The sequence below is a fragment of the Dactylosporangium sp. CA-139114 genome, assembly GCF_050955725.1.
In the GTDB taxonomy this organism is placed as follows: Bacteria; Actinomycetota; Actinomycetes; order Mycobacteriales; family Micromonosporaceae; genus Dactylosporangium.
The window spans coordinates 3,498,456-3,519,955 of sequence record NZ_CP192080.1 but is presented as its reverse complement, the minus strand read 5'-3'; the positions used below and the strand labels follow the sequence as shown (position 1 = coordinate 3,519,955).

The following is a 21,500-nucleotide window of genomic DNA, read 5'->3' as shown; positions in this document are numbered from 1 at the left end:
GACGCTGGGCCGCCCCACTTGCTGCAAGGAGCACACCATGCCCGTCCCGACCGACACCGCCTACCGCGTGCGGCGACCGCTCACCGCCGCCGAGCTCGAGAGCATCCGCGGCCGCATCGACGCCGCCACCGACACCACCACCCTGCTCGTGGCCGCCGTCATCGGCGTGTTCGACGCGCTGCTGGCCGACCTCGGCCAGACCTACCCCGGCACCGGCACCACCCCGCAGCAGCGGATCGACCCCCGCCAGTACGCGATCCCGCAGACGCAATGGACCGCGATCGCCGACGCGGTCACCAACCGCGCCCACGCCTGGGGTGGCGGCATCACCATCGGACTGGACCTGGTCAACCTCATGCCCTCCGCCTACGACGACCCCACCGTCCCGGCACCGTGGCTGAGCGACCAGGACCACCGCCCCCAGGTGTACCGCCTGGAGGTCAGCCGCGAGGCCGCCGACGAGATCGCCGCCTGCGAAACCCACCTGCAGCATCTCGCCGCCTTCTACGGGCCCAGCTCCGACACCTACCAACAGGCACTGTCCAGCTGGCACCGCCAGCTCGCCACCCTCTTCGCCACCAGCCTCGGCGCGACCAGCCTCGTGCACCGCGACGGACCACTATCGCTGCACCTGAGCGGCCTCGTCTTCGGCGTCATCTTCCACGGCGAGCGCCGCACCTGCCTCGCACCCGGCTGCCACGCCGAAGCATCCGGCCGCACCAGCGCGGACGACCCCGTCGTGTGGCGGCCCCGCTACGACGGCGCGACCGTCCTCGACCACCCGCACATCCCCAGCTACCCGCTGGACGCACCGCAGCCCGGCACCTGGTCCCTGCACTCCTGACCCACCGGTCCCGCCATCCCCGGCCCCGACATCCCAGTTCTGACAGCCGGTCCGGACGCACAACTCGACCTTCGTGGAGGCACACATGGGCTACACACACTCGTGGCGCTGCCAGCCCGACAGCGGCTGGTACGCCGCCGCCTGGCCGCAGCTGTTCACCGACACCCGCCGCATCCTGGATGCCGTCACCGCGGCCGGGTCGCGCCTGGCCGGACCCGACGGCACCGGTGCGCCATGGCTCGACCCGGATGGTGGCGTCGCCTTCAACGGCGTCGTCGACCAGGCCTGCGACGCGTTCCACCTTGACAGCCCTGGGCCTGGCCGGCGGCAGTGGCGCTTCTGCAAAACCAACGCCGAGCCCTACGACCTGGCTGTGACCGCTGTCCTGCTACGCGCCCACCTGCTGCTGCCCAGCACCTTCCGCATCGGCAGCGAGGGCAGCTGGGATGGCGACTGGGGGCCCGCCCGCGACCTCGTCTGGCGACTGTTCCGCCTCGCGGTCCTGGCTGACCCGCTGGTCGACACCACCGAAGGCATGTTCTGAGCCGACACCGCGATTCGCGCCGAGATGACGGCGACTGGCTGACCTGCACCGCCCGCGGCACCCCGCACCGTGCTCATCGAGGCCGGCATGAGCCTCGTCGGACTCCTCCAGGCCCACGCCGCGCACCGCTGCGGCGCGCCACCGTCCGGACCCGCCGACGTGCAGCACTGCAGGCACCTAACCAGCATTTCCCAGCACCTCGCCAATCGCCCGGCCCGCGCCACGCGGAGCCGGGCGATTGGCGTTCCCAGCCCAATTTCCCCGAAGGAGCGACAGCACATGCCGATCACCATCACCCATACCCACGCCGACGGCACGATCCTGACCGGTTCCCGCAAAGGCGACGGCGTCTGGGAGATCGTCAAGCACCACGGCTTCCGGTACTCCCGCGACGTCGGCATCTACATCCGCGGCAGCCGCGATCAGGACGCGCAACGGTGGCGCATCGACGCCGCCGCCAACGCGCTGCGCGAACGCGGCCGCGAGGTTATCATCGACATCGACGACACGTGGCGGCCCGCCGCCGAACGCGAAGCCGCCCGCAGCGACCGCGCCGAGGAGCGCGCCGACCGGCTCGACGAACGCGCCAGCATGGCCGCGTCACGCCGCGACGCTCGGCAGGCCGCCGCGGATCGCACCCTCGACGGCATCCCGCTCGGGCAGCCCATGATGCCCGGCCACCACTCCTACCCGACCGACCGCAACCGCCGCGAACACGCCTGGAACAACATCGACCGGGCCCTCCAGGAAGACCGCTACGCCAACCACCTCGCCGGCCGCGCCGCCGGCGCGCGCGCCAACGACGCCGCCAAAGACAACCCGCGGGCGATCATGCGCCGGATCGAGCGGCTGCAGGCCGAGCAACGGCAACTGCAGCGCACCCTCACCGACATCCAGGACCGGCCTGGCAGCGAAAGCTACCGCGAACGCGTCCAACGCGACCTCGACCGCATCACCGAGGACATCACCCACCAGCAGGCCAAGCTCGCCCAGCGGGCCGCGTCCGGCGAGTTCGTAGCGTGGGGACCGGACAACCTCGCCAAAGGTGACGCGGTGCGGGTCGGGCAGTTCGGCTGGTACAGGGTCACCCGGGTCAACCGCAAGAGCGTCAGCCTGGACAGCGACCGGTGGCCGCAGCGGATCACGTTCGACGAGATCTTCGGCCGCCGCCGCGACGGCCTGCAATGGGACACCCCGAACGGCGAACCGTGGCCCGTCGACCTCGCCGTCAAGGTCGCCCGGTGGGCCCAGCATGTGCGCCGTGCGGCCGCGGCCGGCTACAACGCCGAGGCCCAGGTCCACTCGATGCATGTGCGGTGGGCGCAGCGGCTCGTCCACGGCCTCGACCTGACCGCGTCCGACGCCGAGGTCCAGGCCTTCACCCCGGCCGAGGACGACGCGGGCACCCTCGCCGACCGGCGCCGGCTCGCCGCCGCCTACCACGGCGTGTTCGAACGCCTCGAGGCCGGCGAACCGGTGCCGGACATCGTCGCGTCGCTCGACGTCGACGAGCAGGAGCCGGTGTGGCGGATGCCGGCCGGTGATCCGGTCGACCGCCACCCCCAGCAACTGCACGCCGGCGACATCGTCGCCGGTGTCTGGGACCACGGGCCGAGCGGGCGGACGCTGTGGCCGTACTTCGCCGGGCCGGTCGGCAACGTCAGCGACGTCGAGCACCGCCGGGAACGCGGCGACTGGGTCACCGTCACCCTCACCGACACCAGCAGCCGCGAGTTCCAGACCCACCAGTGGCTCGCCGTGCACTGCCCTCACTCCAGCGAACCGACGGCCCGACCGCCGGCCGGGCCCAGCGGCCGTGTCTGCACCGCAGACCCGACGCCCAACGCTGCCACCTGAAATACCGGCGCCAAACCCTCTGACCGCCCGCGCCCCACCAGACCCCTGGCGCGCCGCAGGCGGTCCTGTACCACTCTGGAGGTACCTCGAAATGCCAGCACACACTTGCGCCGCCGGCAAGCGGTTCAGCTGCGACCCAGCCCAGCCGCCGCGCGCCCCGGGCACCGACGTCGACCGTGCAACCCGGCTCCCGGCGATCGCCGGGCCGACCGGTGCGGAACGGTGACCCGCCATGGTCCGTCCTGCCGAAACGGTGGTCGCCGGGCAGGCGCTCAGCCCAGCCAACGCCCCGAGCCCGATGCCCACGTCACGGGCAGCGCTGCTCCGCGCGGCGCTGCGCTACGCGGCGGCAGGCATCGCCGTCATGCCGTTGCACACGCCGCACCAGACCGAAGGATGCAGTTGCCGCGACGGGGCCGAATGCGGCTCGCCCGGCAAACACCCGCGGCTGGAACATGGCGTCCGCGACGCCACCACCAACCCGGGCCTGCTGCGGGCCTGGTGGCGGCGCTGGCCCGACGCGAACGTCGGCCTGGCCACCGGCACCGTCCTCGACGTGTGCGACATCGACACCAACGACGGGCTGCGCGCTGTCCTGGACCTGCTCGACGTCGTGCGCCCGGCCGGGCCGCTGGTGCGAACCGGGCTCGGCTGGCATCTGTGGTTCACCGCGTCCGCGCTACCGTGCCGGGTCGGGATGCTGCCCGGCGTCGACTGGCGCGGCCACGGCGGCGGCGTGGTCGCACCACCATCGCTGCACGTCATCGGCCGCCGCTACACCTTCCAGCAGCCGCGGACCAGTGCCCCGCTGCCAGAGTGCCCGCCGCCGCTGCGCCGTCTCGTCCTGCCCCCCACGCCTGCACCAACCGCCATCGCGGTGGACACCATCACCGATCCGGACCGCTACACCCGGGCTGCGCTCGACGGGGAACTCGCCCGGATCCGGGCCGCACCTCGGCCGGTCATCCGCCACGGCCAGCGCATCATCGCCGGCGGCCGTAACAACGCCCTGCACCTGGCCGCGTTCCGGCTCGGGCAACTCGCCGACCGCGGCGGCCTCGACGAGGCCACCATCTGGGCTCGGCTGACCGACGCCGCGCTCGACGTCGGGCTCACCCCGGCTGAAACCCGCCGCACCATCGCGTCCGGCTGGCGGGCCGGCCGACGCCGGCCCCGCCGCTGACCAGCCGCCCACCGCGGCATCCGGTGACCCGGCCGCTGCGGTCAACACCGCCAACGGTGCCGCCCGAACCCACCGCCGCGTCAGCCGACGCGGCACCCCCGAGGGCTGTGCCCGCCTTGCCGAGGCAGGCACAGCCCTCATCCGTTCCCAGGGGAGGAACCCCCGGTGCTGTCCACTCCCGACCCGCCCGACCTGGAACCCGACGCCTACACCATGCCGATCTCCGCGCAGCCGACCCCGGGCGAGTATGGCGTGCACACCTTCGGCCGCGAGATCTCCACCCAGGTCGCCCGGCTGCTCGGCGTCCACGTCGACCCGCCGATCTACCGGGAGAACCGCTGGCACCGGCGGCCAGTGCCGCACGCGTCCACGTTCGAGCTGACCATCGCCACGCGCGCCACCCACACCGTGCTCGTCACCATGTTCGAGGTGACCCGGCCGCTGTCGCGCGGGCCGGTCACCGCCTACACCATCAGCCTCGACGGACAGCGGCTCCCGTTCGAGCTGACCTCCTACCGCGACGTGGCCTGGCAGCTCGCCCGCACCATCTGGACCGCGGTCAGCGACACCGACTCCGCCGCCGCACGCGCCGCCGTCGACGCAGCCCACGACCCGCCGCCCCCGCCGAACAGCACCACGTAGGCGGCTACCGCCACCCCCGGTGCGCAAACATGTCGGCCCGGCACGCCAACACCGCGCCGCTCACCCCGAGGCGAACCGCAAATGCCTCACCCAGCCCACGCCACGGCGAACGGTGCCACGCACCCACCGGTACCGGCGCGGCTCCGGATGCCGCACCAGCGGGCGACCCCGGTGGCAGGTGGCGCCACTGCTGAACGGACCCAGGTCAGCCCACCCGGGCCGAGGGCGCTAAGCCCGCGTGGAAAACATCTTGGCGAGCGTGTCTCGCTCCGCTCGACGCCAAGATCTTTTCCCCGTCCGGGCTTGCACCCCCGGCCCATGGGCGGGCTCTGACCAGCCCGTCAGCGCGGCACCCCGGCACCCGGATCACCCCCCGATCCGGTCAACACCCCGGGGAGGCGCACCCAGCACACCGGATAGGAGCACCGACATGCAGTTCACGTTCATCTTCGAGGGCAACCTGGCCGAGGACCCCGAGCTGCGCTTCACCCCCGGCGGCAAGACCGTCACCAAGCTGCGCGTCGGGCACAACACCCGCCGCCGCAGCGCCTCGGGCGAGTGGACCAACGGGCCGACCATGTGGGTCACCGTCACCGCCTGGGAGGGCCTCGCCGAACGCGCCGCCGAGTGGCGCAAGGGCGACACCGTCGTCGTCAACGCCCGCGACGACCTCTCCGTCTGGGCCTACCTCAACCAGGCCAACGAGAAGCCCGGCGGCCAGCTGCAGGTCACCGCCGAGAACCTCAGCCTCTCCGCCCGCTTCGACGGGGCCACGTCGACCCGCGCCGACAAGACCTCCGCCCGGACCTCCGCCTTCGAGGACCAGTGGCCCACCGAGGACGAGACCCGCGAGCTGGAGCCCACGTTCTAGCACCGCACCGCGCGGGGCCGGCCCGGCGGCCGGCCCCGCGCACGAATCGCCTCGTCCCACCACCTCGACCGTGGAGCACCCACCATGATGCAGCCGCTGTTCACCGTCCTCATCGAAGGCACCCTCACCACCTCACCGACGGCCGGCGTCACCCGCGACGCCCGCGAATACGTCCAGTTCGAGATCGTCCACCGCCGCCAGTACCGCGACAACACCGGCAAGCAGGCCGACGCCAAACCCATGTACTTCGACGTCCTGTGCTGGGGCGACGTCGCCACCCGGGCCCGCAACCTCAGCCGCGGCGACGACGTCATCGTCGAAGCCGGGCAACTGCTCGCCTACACCAACGACGACGACCTGCCCGCCCTCAAACTCTTCGCCCGCAACCTCTCCGTCAGCATGCGCCGCCGCGATGCCCACCCCGGCCCCGCACGGCCCGCTCGCCGCGCCGACCTCATCACCACCGCAGACGGCGAGCAGTACACCGCCGACGCCTACCCCGACACGCTCACCGACCGCGAACGCGTCCACCACTGAGCACACCAGGGCCACGGCCCGGCCATGCGCCCCCAACGCGCCTTGGCCGGGCCGGCCCGCCCGCCGCCACCGCAGCCGACCCGCCCGCCGCCACACCCGCAGGACGCGACCGGGCGGCCACACCCGCCACAACGCGCCGCCGGCGGCGATCCTTTACCGCGAGACGCCGGTAGCCCATCACGGCGGCCAGTACGTCGCCTCCTGGCGCAGGGCCGTCGCCGACGCCTGGCGCCACCCGTCACCCGAGGTCTGTGACGACGACCGGCCCTACGGCGTGTGGATCGGCGCGCCCGACCGCCCGGACGAACAGGTCCTCGTCTGCGTCTCATGCGGCCTGGACTGCACCTGACACCAGTCCGTCCGCACCCGCGCAACCCGGCAGTCCGCACCGACCGGTCGCCGCCGCATCACGGCGCAGAACGCGGCCCACCGCCACGACCGGCGCACCGGACCATCCTGCACCGTCACCCCACCAGCACCGGCTTGGAGCCCGCCTGTGAAACCGTCACCGCCCCGAACCGACCTCGTGCTCGTGCTCGCCCGCGTCGACCAGCACGGCATCGCCGAACTCGTCGGCACCATCTGCTACCGGTACGCCGCCAACGTCGATGCCGCAGCTCCTGCTCGGAGGCGGCGATCCGCGCGACGGCTGGAGTCGCAAGGGTTCCGGTACGCCGCGCCGGGCGACCTGCTCAACCCGCACTTCGACAACGCCGACGGCGTCTACGACCGCTACGCCGACCTGTGCGTCCGCGCCAGCATCGACAGCGGCGGCATCACCGACGACCAACGCTGCTGGGGCTGGCGGTACGAATACCGGCCCCTGGCCGTCGACCTGCCCAGAGCCGCGTCCATGACCACCATGCTGCGCCGCATCGGCCGGCAACTCGACTCCCTCGACGCGCAGTTCGGCCGGCCCGCCACATTCGCCGACTACCTCACCCGATTCGCCACCGCACTCGGCATCACCGGCTACGCCGTCTACAGCCAGCAGCTGCGCGCGGACGGCACCCACTGGATCTGGCTCGACGCAGACGGCATGCGTTCCTGGGTTGCCCACCACGAGCCGCCGATCCCCACCCCATGGCCATGAACCATGGCACCGCATCCCGAGCCCTGGCCCAACACGACGGCGTACCGACCCACGTGCCCACGCAACCCTGACCGCGAGGTGATGATCATGTCAATGCCACCAGCCAAACCCGGCGCCCGAGTCCAGCTGATCCGCTGCTCCGACCCGCACACCTTTATCAAGCCCGGCACGCTCGGCACCGTCACACTCGTCGACAGCGCCGGCACGACACACGTCCGCTGGGACAACGGCATCCAGCTCGGCCTCGTCAACGGTGAAGACGCCTTCGTCATCATCGACACCGCGCCAGGCGACGGATCCTGAAGCCAGTCACCAGCACCGGCACCGGCACCGCCTGCCGGTCCGGCCGACCCGTTCACCACGACCACACTCACCGGCCAACCAGCGGATCGGCACCGCATGTGTCGACGACGCCCATGTCAGGTACGGACCGGCCGACGCGTTGGCATGGGCCCTGCTGCGACGTCGCGCAACGCAGCGTTCGCTCCCACCGATCAGCTCGGCGCCGCGGCGGGTGCCATCCGAGCAGCCATGCGCCCGGAACAGCTCGCCGGCCTCCGCTGCCAGCGAACACTGCCGCGCCGGCGGGAGGACCAATCCGCACCGAACCGAGGCACAGCGTGGCTGCGGCGTGCTGCACGCGCCGCAGCCACAGTCACATCCGGGAGATCAAGCCCATGCCTACAAACAGGCCCACTGCACCGCACCCAGGCGGGCCAAGTGTCCTGCACGTCGTGCAGTACAGCGGCGGGATCGGATCCTGGGCGGCCGCGATGCGCGTGGCCGCCGAGCATGGCACCGACCGGCTCGTCCTGCTCATCGCCGACACCCGAGTCGAGGATCCCGACCTATGGCGATTCGTCGACGACAGCGCCGAACGCTTCGGCGTTACCCCCGTCGTTGTCGCTGACGGCCGAACCCCATGGCAAGTCTTCGCCGACCAACGTTTCATCGGCAACAGCCGCGTCGCCCCGTGCTCGCACCATCTGAAGCAGAAGCCGTGCCGGGCGTGGCTCACCGCCAACGCCGACCCGGCGACCACGATCCTCTACGTCGGCATCGACTGGGCCGAGCAGCACCGCACACCGGGCATCGAACGGGGCTGGAAGCCGTGGACCGTCCGGTTCCCGATGTGCGACCCGCCGTACCTGACCAAAGCCGAGATGCTCGACTGGGCCCGCGCCGAAGGCATCGAGCCGCCCCGCGCCTACGCCGAGGGGTTCAGCCACAACAACTGTTTCGGCGCGTGTGTCCGAGCCGGCCAGCGGCAGTGGCGGCACCTGCTCGACGTCGCGCCCGACCGGTTCGCTGCGGCGGAGGCCGAGGAGGAACGCCTGCGCTCCGCCCTGGGCGACGTGGCGATCCTGCGGGAACGGCGCAACGGCGTCAGCCGTCCCCTGCCGCTGCGGGAACTGCGCCGCCGCGCCGAACTCGCCCCGACGGTTCGGCGCGAGGCGACGCCTCGCTGACCGCAGGTCGCCGGTGCGTGCTGGCCGTGCCAGCGCCGCAGCATCACCAGCGGCGCAGACGTGGCGGCTGGCTGCTCGTGGCGTCTGTCCGGGGCTGACCTGCCGCGCTGCCGGGGCCGGACATCACGGTGGCGGCGGAGACGCCGCTGCTGAGGACCCAAGGTCAGGCCACCCGAACCGGGGACAGCTAAGCCCCCAACGCAGAACATCTTGGCACCCATGTCTCGCTCCGCTCGACGCCAAGATCTTCTTTCTGGGGGCTTGCGGCCCCGGCCCTGGCGGCCTCTGACCAGGCCCGTCAGCGCGGCACACCGACGCCCCGGGATCGCCCGATCCGGCGCACACCAGGTGAGCCGCACCCGGACCGCCCGATGGGAGCCCACCGCATGTCCTCCACCGCCGGCAGCGAGCGCGACAGCCAGCCGCCATCCATCACGCCGCCCGACCGCGACACCTCGACCACGCCCCCGGCCAACCGGCCCGCCGCAACGCCGGCCAGGTCGACGACGCGAACCACCGCGCGCCCGCGGGTCGCGGTCGTCGGCGGATCGCTGAGCGGCCCCACCACCGCACTGCTGCTCCTGCAGGCCGGCATCGACGACGTCACCGTCTACGAGGCCGTCCCGGCCAGCGCCCCGCAAGGCGGCGGCCTGATCGGCCTCGAGCACTCCTCCCTCGACGTGCTCGACCACCTCGGCATCCCCCAGGACGAGTTCGTCCGCTACGACTCCGAGGCCGTCATGCACATCACCCTCTGCCAGCGCCGGCCCGGGCAGGTCCAGCGCCACCTCTACGCCGGCCGCAACTCCACCTGGACGCTGCTGCACACGGCCCTGTCACGCCGCCTGCCCGCCGACGTCCTGCGCACCGGCGCCCGGGTCACCGGCCTGTCCGCCGAGCACGACCGGCCGCTGCTGCACTTCGCCGACGGCGACACCGCCCCCGCCGACCTGGTCATCTTCGCCGACGGGCGCTCCTCGACCGGGCGGCGGCTACTGGACCCGCAGCGGCGGCTGCACTACGCCGGCTACGTCGCCCACCGCGGCCAGACCGACACCACCCAGCCGGGCCTCGCGGACTTCGTGCGCTTCGAACCCTCCGAGCACAGCGGGATGCAGTTCAACGTCGCACCGATCCCCGGCGGCGCCGACTGGACGTTCTACCTCCCCGCCACCCCCGCCCAATACGCAGACTTCTTCGGCGCCCCGCCGACCCGGCGGGTCTTCGCCCTGCCGCACCACATCACCGCAGCGGCCCGCACCGAGGTCGACGCCCACGCCGAGCGGTACCTGCCCGACGACCAGGCCGCCCTCGTACACGCCACCACCACCAGGATGGCCGCCCCGGTCATGGACATCGAACCCCCGACCCAGATGGTGTGGCCCGTCGGCGCCGGCCACGCCGTCCTGATCGGCGACGCCCTCGCCCCGGTCCGCCCGCACACCGCCCGCGGCGCCAACAACGGCATCGAACAAGCCTGGGGCCTCACCGCCGCACTCACCCAGCACCGCAAATACCACGCCGACCTGACGACCGCCCTCGACGGGTGGCAGCGCCGCCACCTGCCCGCCGCCGTCGCCGCCGTCCAGCTCGGGCCCGAACTCGGCCGGCAGTACGGCCTCGGCACGGTCTGAGCCAACCCGATTCGGTCGGCCCGCGAGCCGCGCTGTCAGCACCCGCTGCAGCCGGCGCCGCGGGCCGACCCGATCAATGCACCACTGCCACCACGGCACCCGCCGTCATGTCGACGCGCGGGCCATCTGCCACGCCCGGTCACCAACCGGTGACCCGAAAGGACCCCTCATGAGCGCTTGGATCGTCAGTCGCGACCACCTCGACCTGCTCATCACGGCCGCCCTCGCCTGGGGCCTCACCTCCACCGATGAGACCGACGACATCGGCAGAACCCTGTGGCGGGAGAACCTCGCCAGCGTCGCCTACCGCTACCCGTCCGACCGCGACGGCACCCGCCCCGCCCCTCACGGTTTCCGCGACCGCGACGTCGACACGTACCAGTTCCGGCCCTACCCGGGCCGCGTCGACCCCGACGTCGTCACCGCCGCCGCGGCCTCCCTCGAGTACCAGTCGTGCGAACACCCCGGCTGGCCCGACAGCGCCGCCCGCCGCTGGGTGCACGAACTGCACGCGGCCGCCACGGTTCGCATCCCGGCCTACCTCGCCCAGTACGGGCCGGTGGACCCGCACAGACAAGGCCGCGGCGAGTGCGGCTGGTACGTACTCGTCGACCTGAAGGGTCGACGACAGATCCGCTCCGGCGACGGCTGGAGCGTTCCGGACCGCGGCGTATTCGAGCGGGCCGCGCCACTACGTGTCACGCCACAGCGCGCCCATGACGACGCCAAAGCACCACCGCCGGTGAACTGACCGGACGTAGGAGCCGCGCGCCCGGCCCTAGGCCGCTGGACCGGTTGCGCCGACCATGCCGACCTGCCCGCCAAGTAACGCCACCACCGCCGACACCACCCTTCGAGATCGCTGGAGCACCGATGACCACCGACCGCACCGCCTACCTCGTCCTGGCTTCCCTCGCCACACCCGGCAACCGCGAGCTCGGCAGCCTGATCCGCCGCACCGGCCCAGCGCAAGCCCTCGACCACGTGCTGCACGGCGCAGGCATCAGCCAGCAACTCACGGCGGCCGTCGACGCATCCCTCAAGCCGAACGACCGCACGCCCACCGTCGTGGACCACATCGCCGACGACATGCTGCGCCGCGCCGACCGGCTCGGCGCCCGGATCATCACCCCGGCCGACGACGAATGGCCGCCAGCCCTCGCCGACCTCGCCAACATCAACCACGACCCCAACCCCGTCCACCGCGACACCGACCCGCCGCTATGCCTCTGGCTCCGCGGACCACTGCGGCTCGACCAGACGCTGCAGCGGTCCGTGTCCGTCGTCGGAGCACGAGCGGCCACCGAGTACGGCGCGTACGTCACCTCCGAGTTCGCCTACGGGCTCGCGGAGCGCGGCTGGACGGTCGTATCGGGCGGAGCGCTCGGTGTGGACGTGACCTCGCACCGCAGTGCGCTGGCCGCGGCAGGGGCGACAATCGCCGTGCTGGCGTGCGGGGTCGACCGGGCGTACCCGGCGGCCAACGCGGCGATCCTGCAGCAGATCGGCGACGAAGGGCTGCTGGTCACCGAGTGGACGCCCAGCACCCAGCCGCAGAAGGCCCAGTTCCTGGCCCGCAACCGCATCATCGCCGCCGCGACCAGAGGCACCATCATGGTCGAGGCCGGCTCACGCAGCGGGGCGCGCAACACCCTCGCCTACGCCCGGCTGCTGCAGCGCGCTGCCATGGTCGTACCCGGGCCGATCACCTCGGCGATGTCCGTCGGCTGCCACATCGAGCTGCGCCAACCGGACACTGTCCTGGTAACCCGGGTCGAGGAGATCATCGAGGAGATCGGCAGCGTCGCCCAGCCGTCCCCAACGGGACACCATCACGACGAGGTCCTCGACGCGCTGCAGGCACGCATCCTCGACGCGGTGCAGCCACACCGCGCCACGCGGGCGGAGCAGATCGCCGCGACAGCCGGGGTCAGCGACCGCGACGCCAAGCGAACCCTGCCACTGCTGGCCGAGCTCGGACTCGTGGTAGCGGGCCCGAACGGCTACCGGCGCGCTGGCGGACCGCCCGCTGTGCACCGTGAGGGCGACTGACGATCCACCCGCGTGCACCGTCGCGCCGAGCCGTCACCCACGGTTCGGCGCGACGGTCACGCCGCACCTGCCGAAGACGCAGCACCACACGCGCCGCACCCCGCACCCGGCGCCAGCCCCGGGATCCGCCGGGGCTGCAACCTGTGCAAGGGAGTTCTGTCCATGTCACCCACCGACCGGCCCAAGCGCCTGGCGGAGCCGGACTTTCAGGTCACCTACATCAACGGCCCGATGCCGCCATGCTCGCTGCACTGGGAACTGGACAAGGTCGTGGTCGAAGCCGCCTACGACGGCAAGACCGCGTACGGGCCCTGGGCCTACATGTGCGCGCGCTGCTTCATCGACCACGGCATCGGCCTGGGCACCGGACGCGGCCAGCGCCTCCTGCCCGGCCCCCGACCTGCCGCAACGGACACGGCGACGTAACCTGCCGCCGCCGAACGAGCAGCAGCGCCGGCGTCGACCTGCCTGCAGCGGCGGACGAGCTGCCGTCCAGCCCGGCGACGCCGATGTGCAGCACGGCGCCGCCCGGCCGGCGTGGAGCACGGCAGGGCCGGGCGCGGACCGGAACCACGCCCAGCAGCCCCAAGGGTTGACCAGCCAGACCGGCACCTGGCAAGCACCGCCCCCAACGGCCCGGCCCGGCTTGCTCCGCAGCGCCGGCCGCTGCGCTGCCGACCCGCCGCGGCCTGGCCTGCGGCCTGCCTGCCCAGGCACCGGCCGACCGGTCCCACCCAGGACCGCCAGCGCGGCACCGCCCCGCACCACCGGGCCCGCCGCACCCCACACACCGACCAGGAGGTCACCGCCGTGCTCCACCACCTCGACGTCGCCCAGCAGGCCGAGCAGCCCGACATCCGCCGCGGCCGCGGCACCACCCCCTACGTGCCCTACGGCGCCAAGCAGGACTTCCGCCTCGACCGCGACGCCGACCTCGCCGAGCTGCGCATCATCAACGGCTACCGCGACCCGAAGCCGACCCGCGACTGACGTTGTCCCCGGGCCGGCCTCCACGTCCCCGGAGGCCGGCCCGCCAACACCGGCCCCAGCCGACCGAACCCCGCTCAGCACAGCCTCGTCGCCGGTTGCACAGCCCCGTCGCCGGTTGCACTGCGCCGCGTCCGCGCTGGCGGCTCGACCATGCCAGACACGGCAGCTAAACTGAGCCGTTGTCGGCCAAGCGCCTTCGGGCGGGGCTGGTTTTCGGAAATGGCGGCCGGGGTGTGCGAACACTCCACGGAGTGATCCCCGGCCGCCGCCTCAACATCCCGCGGCGGGACACCGACGTCGATAGGACCACCACGCCGTGCTGACCAAGCTCATCCGCGGCCACGAGTGCACCGACCGCCCTGGCGTCGCCGAACTCCTCGGCCGCAGCATCCAGACTGTCTTCAACCTCGCCGCCGACCGGGCCGCCACCGGCTTCCCCGAACCGTGGCACACCGACACCACCGGCCGCGGTGTGCGCACCCGACCCGACGGCAGCAAAACCGGCCGCGAGTGGTACCGCATCACCGACATCACCGCGTTCAAACCCGGCTACCTCGCCCGAGCTGCTGCGGCCGGCCAGGCTCGCAGCCATGACATGCAGCTCGACGTCGAACCCGATGCCCTCCTCGACCCCGCCGCGTTCGCGAAACTGCTGCGCATCACGCGTGGCACGTTCAGCCGCTACGTCGACAACAGCAAACCCACCTGGCACGCCTACGCCGTCGCCGCCCGCCACGCCACCCTCGACGGCCACCATCTCATAGCACGAGCCATCGCCGACCACGGACGATGGCTCATCGTGGACGGCCCCGAAGAGTTCGAGCTCGGCCCAGACATTCACACCGTCTTCGCCCGCTACAGCGGCACCTGGCAACCCAGCCTGCCCGGCTACACCTTCACCATGCCAGCGCGCGACGCCCTGACCACCCTGCTCGCCGGGGACGACTTCTACCTGCCACCACCCGACGACCGCCAAACCGGCAAAGGCGGAATCCGACGGCGCTGGCTCGGCGCCTCCGCCGCCACCTTCATCCAGCACCGCCGCGGCTCCACAAGCCAGCCCCGGCAACTGCGGCCGGCAGCACCGCCACCCCAGCCGTAGCCGGCCCTGCCCGTCGGTCGACGCACCGCCGTCGCGATGACGCCAGCGAACCGGGGGTGCAAGACGCCACCGGCGAGCGCCATCACCGAACCGGTGCAGCATCCCGTGGACCCCGGCCCGCCGGGCTCGCTGTCCGCAGCTCCCGCGGGACTCGGGCCGGGGCCCAGCTTCGCCGGCCCTGGCCCTGCGACTACGCGGTTCGTCACGCACGCACCACCACCGCCGGACACCCGCCCGCCGGCGCCCCAAGGCCGCCGCGGGTACTCGGGGCTCCGCCCCGAACGAAAAGCTTCGCCTCGCCGGCGGGGCAGACAACAGGATGGCCGAAAACCCCGACCGGCCCGCACGGTCCGAGGATGACGCCTCGCGCTCCGGTCCATCCCGCCACCTGACCCCAAGGGGTATGCCACACCGTGCGGCCGGGTGCAAACGAGCAAAAAGAGCACTCGTTTGCACCCGACCACCCGGCATGGCAAATCAAAGATCAGGCGACGGGATGGACCTCCACACGAGGCTCAATGTTGGCGAAACCTGCCGCTACGCGGCAGACAAACCCCAGCCCCACCAGCACAAACGTCACATCAGCCCTGTTCAACAGAATCAATGTGATGTATCATTGTATTAGGTCGTTCGCACCGGCCGAATCCGAAAACCGCACCGCACGCGAAGGAGAACCAGCGTGACCCTCGCACTCACCACCGCCGACCTCATCGCCCTCGGCGACGTCGCGATCATCGCCCACGACCTCGGCGAACCCGAGGTCTACGCCGCCGCCCTCGACCGCATGCACGACCTCGGCTGGGGTCGCTACGCCGAGCTGATCCCCGCCATCCTGAACGGCGACACCCCGCCCAACCCCGACGAGTTCCCCGAGTACTACGCCGGACCCGTCACCGTCACCGCCGACGACCTGTGCACCTTCCACGGCGAGCCGCCGTTCTAGCCGACCTCACGGCGCCGGGCCACCAGCCCGGCGCCGCCCGGCACCCAACGGCCAGTCACCCGCGAAAGGGCACCCACGATGCTGCGCAGACGCCACAGCGTCGCGCCGGTCGGCGCCACCGTGACCTATCACGGCACCGTCGCCGCACTCACCGGCCGCCGCTTCACCATCACCCGAGCCGACACCACCACCGGCCGCGCCCGCTACGAACTTTCCGACAGCGTCGGGCCACTCCTGGACAACGTCCACGCTGAGTCGTTCACGCTCGCTCCGGCAGAGCGCCCCGAGCCATGGGAGGCGCGCCTCGAGGCCATCGACCGCGCGGCCGCCGCGAACGACGAAACCGTCATCATCGCCCCGTACCTCGCCGAGGTCCGCGCCCTGCTCGCCCGAGGCGAGCAGCGCAACGCGCGTGATGCCGCCCGCGCCCTCGAACACCACCTCGGACTCCGCACCGCTCCCGGCACCCACCGCCGCTAAGCCCCCGGCCGGGCGGTGCCGCGAACCTCTGCCGCCGCCTGGCCGGGCCTCACAGGATAATGAAGGCGCCGTGCGGGGCAACCTCCCGCACGGCGTCCGCCGACCGCACCCCGCCAAGGAGACCACCCCATGTCCCCGCCGCCCGAGCCGGCCCGCGACAAGATCGGCAGGACCGTCGCCGTCATCGGCTACGCCACCGCCGCTGTCGGTCTAGTCGCTGCCGTCGCCGGTGTCGTCGCGTTCGTCCTGGCGTTCCGCTACCGCTGACCGCTCACCCCGCGCAGCCCGACCGCCGCCTGAGGCGCCCCGCCGCCCGGCAACCGCCGCCCGCACCGCCCCTGACGGAGCCCGGCCCTGCGCCGCCCGCACCGCGTCCACCGTCATCCCGACCGAATCCGCCGCCCGCTCCACGCCACCGAACACGGTAACCGCCGCCGCAATCGCGACGTCCGCCGCGACGCCCGCCGCCGCCAACCGATCGGTCGCGTCCGCGACCCGCCGCACCGCCGCCAACTCAGTCGCGTGACGCTGGCGCAGCCGCTCGACGTAGTCATTCGTGCCCTGTCTCGCCATGCACTCACGCTACGTCCAAAGAGCCCCTACGCGCCACCTACAAGAATGGTTCGTGGTCGATCTAACAACACTTCTCTTGCCATCGCCAGGTATGCGCAAGGTGGTTGACGTGGCGTTTCTCGCCCCACGCCCCAGGTCACCCTCCTCTCTGGCACACAACCTTGCATTCACAATGTCGCTGGTACGTGCTGCGGAGCCGTACGCTCGGCTCATGCTCTCCGTCACCAAGATTCATCCCGGTGCCGGAGTGAACTATCTCCTCACTCAGGTCGCCCCGGGAAAGCACGATTTTCGACCAGCGCCGAACAATTCCGGGCTGGCCTACTACGCAGACTCAACTGCGTACGGCGAGGCGCCCGGATGGTGGACCGGGCAGGCCCAAGAATTGTTCGGTGTTGGCCCAATCGTGCAACCGAAGGAATTGCAACTCCTCATCGGGGAGGGCAAGCACCCCATCACCGGGAAGCAGTTGGGCCGGCTGTGGCGACGGTTCGAGCCGCTGACCGACAGCCGCCGCGAGGAGCTCGCCGAGCAGGCGCTCGCCGCGTTGCCTGACGACGCCACGCACGAGCAGCGGTTCGAGGTCTGGTTGGATGTGTGGACGGCGCCGGAGCGGCGGCCGGTGGCCGGTTTCGACGTCACCGTGTCGATGCGCAAGTCCGAATCGCTGCTGTGGGCCTTCGGCAACGGCCAGGTCAAGGCGCAGGTGATGGCTGCGCACCACGCCGGGATCCGGGCGGCGGTGGCGCACCTGCGTCAGCACGCCGCGTTCACCAGGCTGGGCACGAACGGGGTGGCGCAGGTCGACACCGACGGCCTGGCCGTTGCCGTGTACGACCACCGGATGTCGCGGGACAAGGACCCGCAGGTGCACTCGCACATCGTGGTCTCGGCCAAGGTCGCGGTGACCGGCTCGGACGGTGAACGACGCTGGTACGCCTTGGACGGCAAGGCGGTTTACCAGGCATCGGTGAGCACGCGGATCGTCTACGAGCGGGCCGTGGAGGTAGAGCTCGGCCGGCGGCTCGGCGCCCGCTACGCCGCCCGTCCCGGCTCGACGATCCGGGAGATCGTCGGGATCTCCCCGCGGGCGATCCAGGTGTACTCCAAGCGGCGGACCGCGATCGAGTCGGAACTGGCGGCCGAACCGTCGGCCGGTTCGGCTGGTATGTCGATGCGGCGGTGGCGGCGCATCGCGCAGGTCGCGACGCTACGAACCCGGCTGCGCAAAGATGGCGCTGAGTCGACCGCGGAGGCGGTGCAGCGGTGGCGCGCCGAGGACTCCCGGCACGGTCTGGACACCGCCGCAGAGGTGCGGGCGATCGTCGCCGGCCGGGTCCGCAACGCCACCGCCGAACTCGCCGCCCGCGCCCTCGCCCGAGCCCGCCGCGGTCTGCCACGTGGTGGGGTGCTGACAGAGCTCGACGTCGACGCCGCCGTCGTCCGGCTCGGGGTCAGCGACGAGGAACAGCGGGCGGAAATTCTGTCCGAAGCGGTCCGCCGTGACCCGCAGCTGGCGGTGGCGCGGGCGTTGCGGGACCTGTCCGCCGACCGGGGGGTGTTCGGTCTGGATCACCTCGAGCTGGCGGTCGGCCGGGTCCTGCACATCGCCCCGGGCGAGAACACCCGGACGGACTGGTCGCGGGTACATCGCCTTGCCGTGCACGCCACCAACCAGGGCTGGGGTGGCTTGCGGGTGCTCACCCCGCCTGCGCTCGTGCAGTGGGGGCCGACACTGCTGCGCACCAGCGACCGGCAGTCCATCTACACCCGGCACCGGCAGCTGCGCCTCACCACCGAAGCGGTCCTCGACGTCGAACGGCAGGTCCTCAGCTACGCCGCCCGGCTCGGCGCCACCCCCGCCGCACCGGACCTGCTCACCGCGGTCGCCGAGGAACTGAGCCTGTCCGACGACAAACACGCTGCCCTGGTCCACCTGCTCGGCGACGACCACCGCGTTGCCGGGGTCGTCGGCCCCGCCGGGACCGGGAAGACCTATCTGCAGCGCGCTGTCGGCATCGTCGCTGCACGCGCCGGCATTCCCGTGCTCGGCCTGACCGTGTCGCAGAACGCGGCCGAGGTGCTCGCCGCGGAAGCTCGCCAGGACGGTGCGCCCGGGTTCCGGACCGAGAACATCGCGATGTGGCTGCACGCGCAGCACACCCCGCCGAAGGACAGCCGGTCCGGGCAGTGGGACTTCAAACCGGGCCAATGGCTGATCATTGACGAGGCGTCCCAAGTCTCCTCCACCGACCTCGCCGAACTCGTCCGGCTCCTCGACGCGGTCGGCGGGAAACTCATCCTGGTCGGCGACCCGGCGCAGATCTCCGCGATCGGCCCCGGCGGGCTGCTGCGCCACCTCGCCGGGATCGGCCGCACCGTCGAACTGCGCGACATCAACCGGTTCCGCGAACCGTGGGAAGGACCGGCGTCGCTGCGGCTGCGGGCCGGCGACACCACCGTGCTCCGCGAGTACGACCAGCGCGGTCGGATTATCGCCGGCACCGACGAACACCTCACCGAACGGCTCCTCGCCGGCTGGCTCGCCGATACCCTCGACGGCCGCGACGCGCTCATCCTGGTCGAGACCGAGGCCGAAGCCGCCGATCTCGCCGCGCAGGCCCGCGCGATGCTCATCCGCGCCGGCGCCGTCAGCCGGGGCCGCCGCGTCGATCTCCGCGACGGCACCAAAGCCTCCGCCGGGGACATCGTCGTCACTCGCCACAACGACCGCCGCCTCACCACCGACACCGACCCCGACTTCACCATCGCCTCCGCCTTCGGACTGGGCGAGCGTCGGGCGGGAAAGTTCGTCGCCAACCGCGACCGCTGGCAGGTCCTGCACGTCGGCCGGCACGGCACGCTGCAGGTACGCAACGTCCGTACCGGCGACGGCATCGTCCTGCCCGCTGACTACGTCGCCGAACACGTGCAGCTCGCCTACGCCGCGACGGTCGACTCCGCGCAGGGCCGCACTGTGGACACCGCCCGCGCGCTCATCCGCGACGGCATCACCCGCGCCAAGCTGTACGTCATGGCCACCCGCGGCAAGTGGCTCAACCTGCTGTACGTGCTGACCAACCCGGAACCACCCGAACCGTACGGGGCCGAACCACCACTGTCCGGGACCGGTCTGCTCGCCGAGGTCCTGCGCACCGACGACGCCGACCGCACCGCGACCGAGACCGAGCAGACACTCCTCGCCGAACACGACGCCCTGCACACCTGGGGGCCCACGTTCGAGGACCTGCTGGGACGCGCGCACGCCGCCCGGTACATCGCCATCGTCGCCCGCCTCGACCCGGCCGCCGGCGCCCGGCTGCGGCACGACCCGGCGATGAACGTCGTGGCGTACAAACTGCGGGCGCTCGCCGACGCCGGCTACGACGATGCGCGGATCCTCACAGCCGCCGTCAAGCGGCGGGAGCTGCACAGCGCCGACAGCGTCGCCCAGGTCCTCGCCTACCGCCTGGACGGCATCTTTCAGAACCTTGTCTACGACCCCCGCCGGGCGCTGGCCGCCAACCCGTCACACAGGTACACGTCCCGGGTGCCCGACCTCACCGGCGTCCACCCCGACGTCGCAGAAGCGCTGCGCCAGGTCGCCGCCATCTCCGACCAGCGCGTCACCGCCCTCGCCGAGCTCGCAGCCGAGCAGCCGCCGGCGTGGACGGCGCCGCTCGGGCCCGTCCCGGCCGACGCTGACGAGCGGCGCGTCTGGCTGGATCGGGCTGAGGTAATCATCGCGTACCGCGACCGCTACCAGCACTCCACCGACGAGCCGATCGGCGCCGAGCCTCCCGAGCGGGACATCACCCGTTCGACCGCCTGGCACCGCGCTCAACTGGTCCTCGGACCCGCAACCCTCGCCGGTGAAATCCACGCGGCCGGTGTCGTCCGTATGCGCCAGTTCCTCGCCGCGCTCCGCGACGCCGACGCCCGCGAGCCCGACGACGTCGCCGACGACCTGCGCACCGCCCACCTCGACCTCCTCGACGCCCGCGACACCGTCAGCGACCTCCGCACGGAAATCGCCGTCGCCCAACACGACCGCGACCGGGCACAGCGGCCGTCATCTGCACAACGCTGGTGGCGAGCTGGACCACCCCGGCCGGCGGCCGCTACGGCGCCTGTCGCAGCGGTTCCAGCCGCTGTGGCACAGCATCGCGTCGACCGGCTCCGGGCCGCTCTGGGCACCGCTGAGGCACGCGTCGTGCAGCTCGCGACTCGAGTCAAGGAGCTCGAGCGGCAGCACACGGCGTGGCTCGGCTGGTACACCGAGACGCTGCCCGCGCGGTACGCCGGTTATCTCGCCAACGCCGAACGCGCCCGCCGCATGCAACGCGTCGTGGGCAACGTCAAAGACGTCCTGGATCGCGTCCGCGCCACCAACAGCCGGGTGCGGGCCGTGGACGCCACCCGACCGTCGCCGCACAAGCGCCTGATGTTGCCGCGGCTCGACGACGCGTCCGGCGCCGCGGCGACGCGTGTCGCCGAACTTGCCAGTGCGGCTGACACGCTCACGGCACATCCGGTCGACGAGCCCGACCTGGACTGAACGCGCCTGCCAGCGTGACACCGCCTACCTCGCACGAGGCACTCCATGTCATGGCAGCTTTGTCCGGACGTGGTGCTCTCGGATCGTGGCACGCGATGGCACCCGTTCACACGTATTGACCCGTCGCG

At 72.1% G+C, this 21,500-nt stretch carries 20 protein-coding genes; 19 read left to right on the top strand and 1 reads right to left on the bottom strand.

Going from position 1 to position 21,500, the window contains the following annotated elements:
• The first annotated feature begins 37 nt into the window (after positions 1-37).
• The 18 genes from ACQP2P_RS15950 (at position 38) to ACQP2P_RS15865 (ending at position 16,241) form a co-directional block, all read left to right on the top strand.
• Positions 38-844 (top strand): hypothetical protein, encoded by an 807-nt coding sequence (locus ACQP2P_RS15950; protein ID WP_433616827.1) that lies wholly within the window; start codon positions 38-40, stop codon positions 842-844.
• A gap of 85 nt (positions 845-929) precedes the next feature.
• Positions 930-1,388: a hypothetical protein gene (locus ACQP2P_RS15945; protein WP_433616826.1), complete on the top strand. Its 459-nt coding sequence runs from the start codon at positions 930-932 to the stop codon at positions 1,386-1,388.
• 87 nt (positions 1,389-1,475) lie between these two features.
• Positions 1,476-3,245: a DUF3560 domain-containing protein gene (locus ACQP2P_RS15940; RefSeq protein ID WP_433616824.1), complete on the top strand. Its 1,770-nt coding sequence runs from the start codon at positions 1,476-1,478 to the stop codon at positions 3,243-3,245.
• A 232-nt stretch (positions 3,246-3,477) separates the two neighbouring features.
• Positions 3,478-4,428, top strand: a complete 951-nt coding sequence (locus tag ACQP2P_RS15935) for a bifunctional DNA primase/polymerase (RefSeq protein ID WP_433616823.1) — start codon at positions 3,478-3,480, stop codon at positions 4,426-4,428.
• Positions 4,429-4,593: 165 nt separating this feature from the next.
• A complete protein-coding gene (locus ACQP2P_RS15930; protein WP_433616821.1) occupies positions 4,594-5,070 on the top strand; it encodes a hypothetical protein in 477 nt (158 codons plus the stop codon).
• Between the two features lie 430 nt (positions 5,071-5,500).
• On the top strand, positions 5,501-5,941 hold the full coding sequence (locus ACQP2P_RS15925; RefSeq protein ID WP_433616820.1) for a single-stranded DNA-binding protein: 441 nt from the start codon (positions 5,501-5,503) through the stop codon (positions 5,939-5,941).
• An 84-nt stretch (positions 5,942-6,025) separates the two neighbouring features.
• A complete protein-coding gene (locus ACQP2P_RS15920) occupies positions 6,026-6,478 on the top strand; it encodes a single-stranded DNA-binding protein (RefSeq protein ID WP_433616818.1) in 453 nt (150 codons plus the stop codon).
• A gap of 496 nt (positions 6,479-6,974) precedes the next feature.
• On the top strand, positions 6,975-7,571 hold the full coding sequence (locus tag ACQP2P_RS15915) for a hypothetical protein (RefSeq protein ID WP_433616816.1): 597 nt from the start codon (positions 6,975-6,977) through the stop codon (positions 7,569-7,571).
• A gap of 87 nt (positions 7,572-7,658) precedes the next feature.
• Positions 7,659-7,874 carry a DUF4314 domain-containing protein gene (locus ACQP2P_RS15910; RefSeq protein WP_433616815.1) on the top strand — a complete coding sequence of 72 codons (216 nt, stop codon included), beginning with the start codon at positions 7,659-7,661 and terminating at the stop codon, positions 7,872-7,874.
• A 431-nt stretch (positions 7,875-8,305) separates the two neighbouring features.
• Positions 8,306-9,040, top strand: coding sequence for a hypothetical protein (locus ACQP2P_RS15905; protein ID WP_433616813.1), 735 nt, complete (start codon positions 8,306-8,308; stop codon positions 9,038-9,040).
• A 386-nt stretch (positions 9,041-9,426) separates the two neighbouring features.
• Positions 9,427-10,674: an FAD-dependent monooxygenase gene (locus ACQP2P_RS15900; RefSeq protein WP_433616812.1), complete on the top strand. Its 1,248-nt coding sequence runs from the start codon at positions 9,427-9,429 to the stop codon at positions 10,672-10,674.
• Positions 10,675-10,843: 169 nt separating this feature from the next.
• Positions 10,844-11,425: a hypothetical protein gene (locus ACQP2P_RS15895; RefSeq protein ID WP_433616811.1), complete on the top strand. Its 582-nt coding sequence runs from the start codon at positions 10,844-10,846 to the stop codon at positions 11,423-11,425.
• Between the two features lie 122 nt (positions 11,426-11,547).
• Positions 11,548-12,726, top strand: coding sequence for a DNA-processing protein DprA (dprA, locus tag ACQP2P_RS15890; RefSeq protein ID WP_433616810.1), 1,179 nt, complete (start codon positions 11,548-11,550; stop codon positions 12,724-12,726).
• A gap of 162 nt (positions 12,727-12,888) precedes the next feature.
• Positions 12,889-13,152 (top strand): hypothetical protein, encoded by a 264-nt coding sequence (locus tag ACQP2P_RS15885; protein WP_433616808.1) that lies wholly within the window; start codon positions 12,889-12,891, stop codon positions 13,150-13,152.
• A gap of 384 nt (positions 13,153-13,536) precedes the next feature.
• On the top strand, positions 13,537-13,716 hold the full coding sequence (locus tag ACQP2P_RS15880; RefSeq protein ID WP_433616806.1) for a hypothetical protein: 180 nt from the start codon (positions 13,537-13,539) through the stop codon (positions 13,714-13,716).
• A gap of 316 nt (positions 13,717-14,032) precedes the next feature.
• Entirely contained in the window at positions 14,033-14,818 is a 786-nt protein-coding gene (locus ACQP2P_RS15875; RefSeq protein ID WP_433616804.1) for a hypothetical protein, read from the top strand.
• A 679-nt stretch (positions 14,819-15,497) separates the two neighbouring features.
• Complete coding sequence (locus ACQP2P_RS15870; protein ID WP_433616802.1) at positions 15,498-15,761, top strand: hypothetical protein; 264 nt, start codon at positions 15,498-15,500, stop codon at positions 15,759-15,761.
• Between the two features lie 78 nt (positions 15,762-15,839).
• Positions 15,840-16,241, top strand: a complete 402-nt coding sequence (locus tag ACQP2P_RS15865; RefSeq protein WP_433616800.1) for a hypothetical protein — start codon at positions 15,840-15,842, stop codon at positions 16,239-16,241.
• Positions 16,242-16,451: 210 nt separating this feature from the next.
• Here the strand turns inward: ACQP2P_RS15865 and ACQP2P_RS15860 are convergent, their stop codons facing one another.
• On the bottom strand, positions 16,452-16,814 hold the full coding sequence (locus ACQP2P_RS15860) for a hypothetical protein (RefSeq protein WP_433616798.1): 363 nt from the start codon (positions 16,812-16,814) through the stop codon (positions 16,452-16,454).
• Between ACQP2P_RS15860 and mobF the strand changes: the two genes are divergently transcribed.
• Positions 16,813-21,372, top strand: a complete 4,560-nt coding sequence (mobF, locus tag ACQP2P_RS15855; protein WP_433616797.1) for a MobF family relaxase — start codon at positions 16,813-16,815, stop codon at positions 21,370-21,372. The two genes, ACQP2P_RS15860 and mobF, sit on opposite strands and share 2 nt — an antisense overlap.
• Positions 21,373-21,500 lie beyond the last annotated feature (128 nt).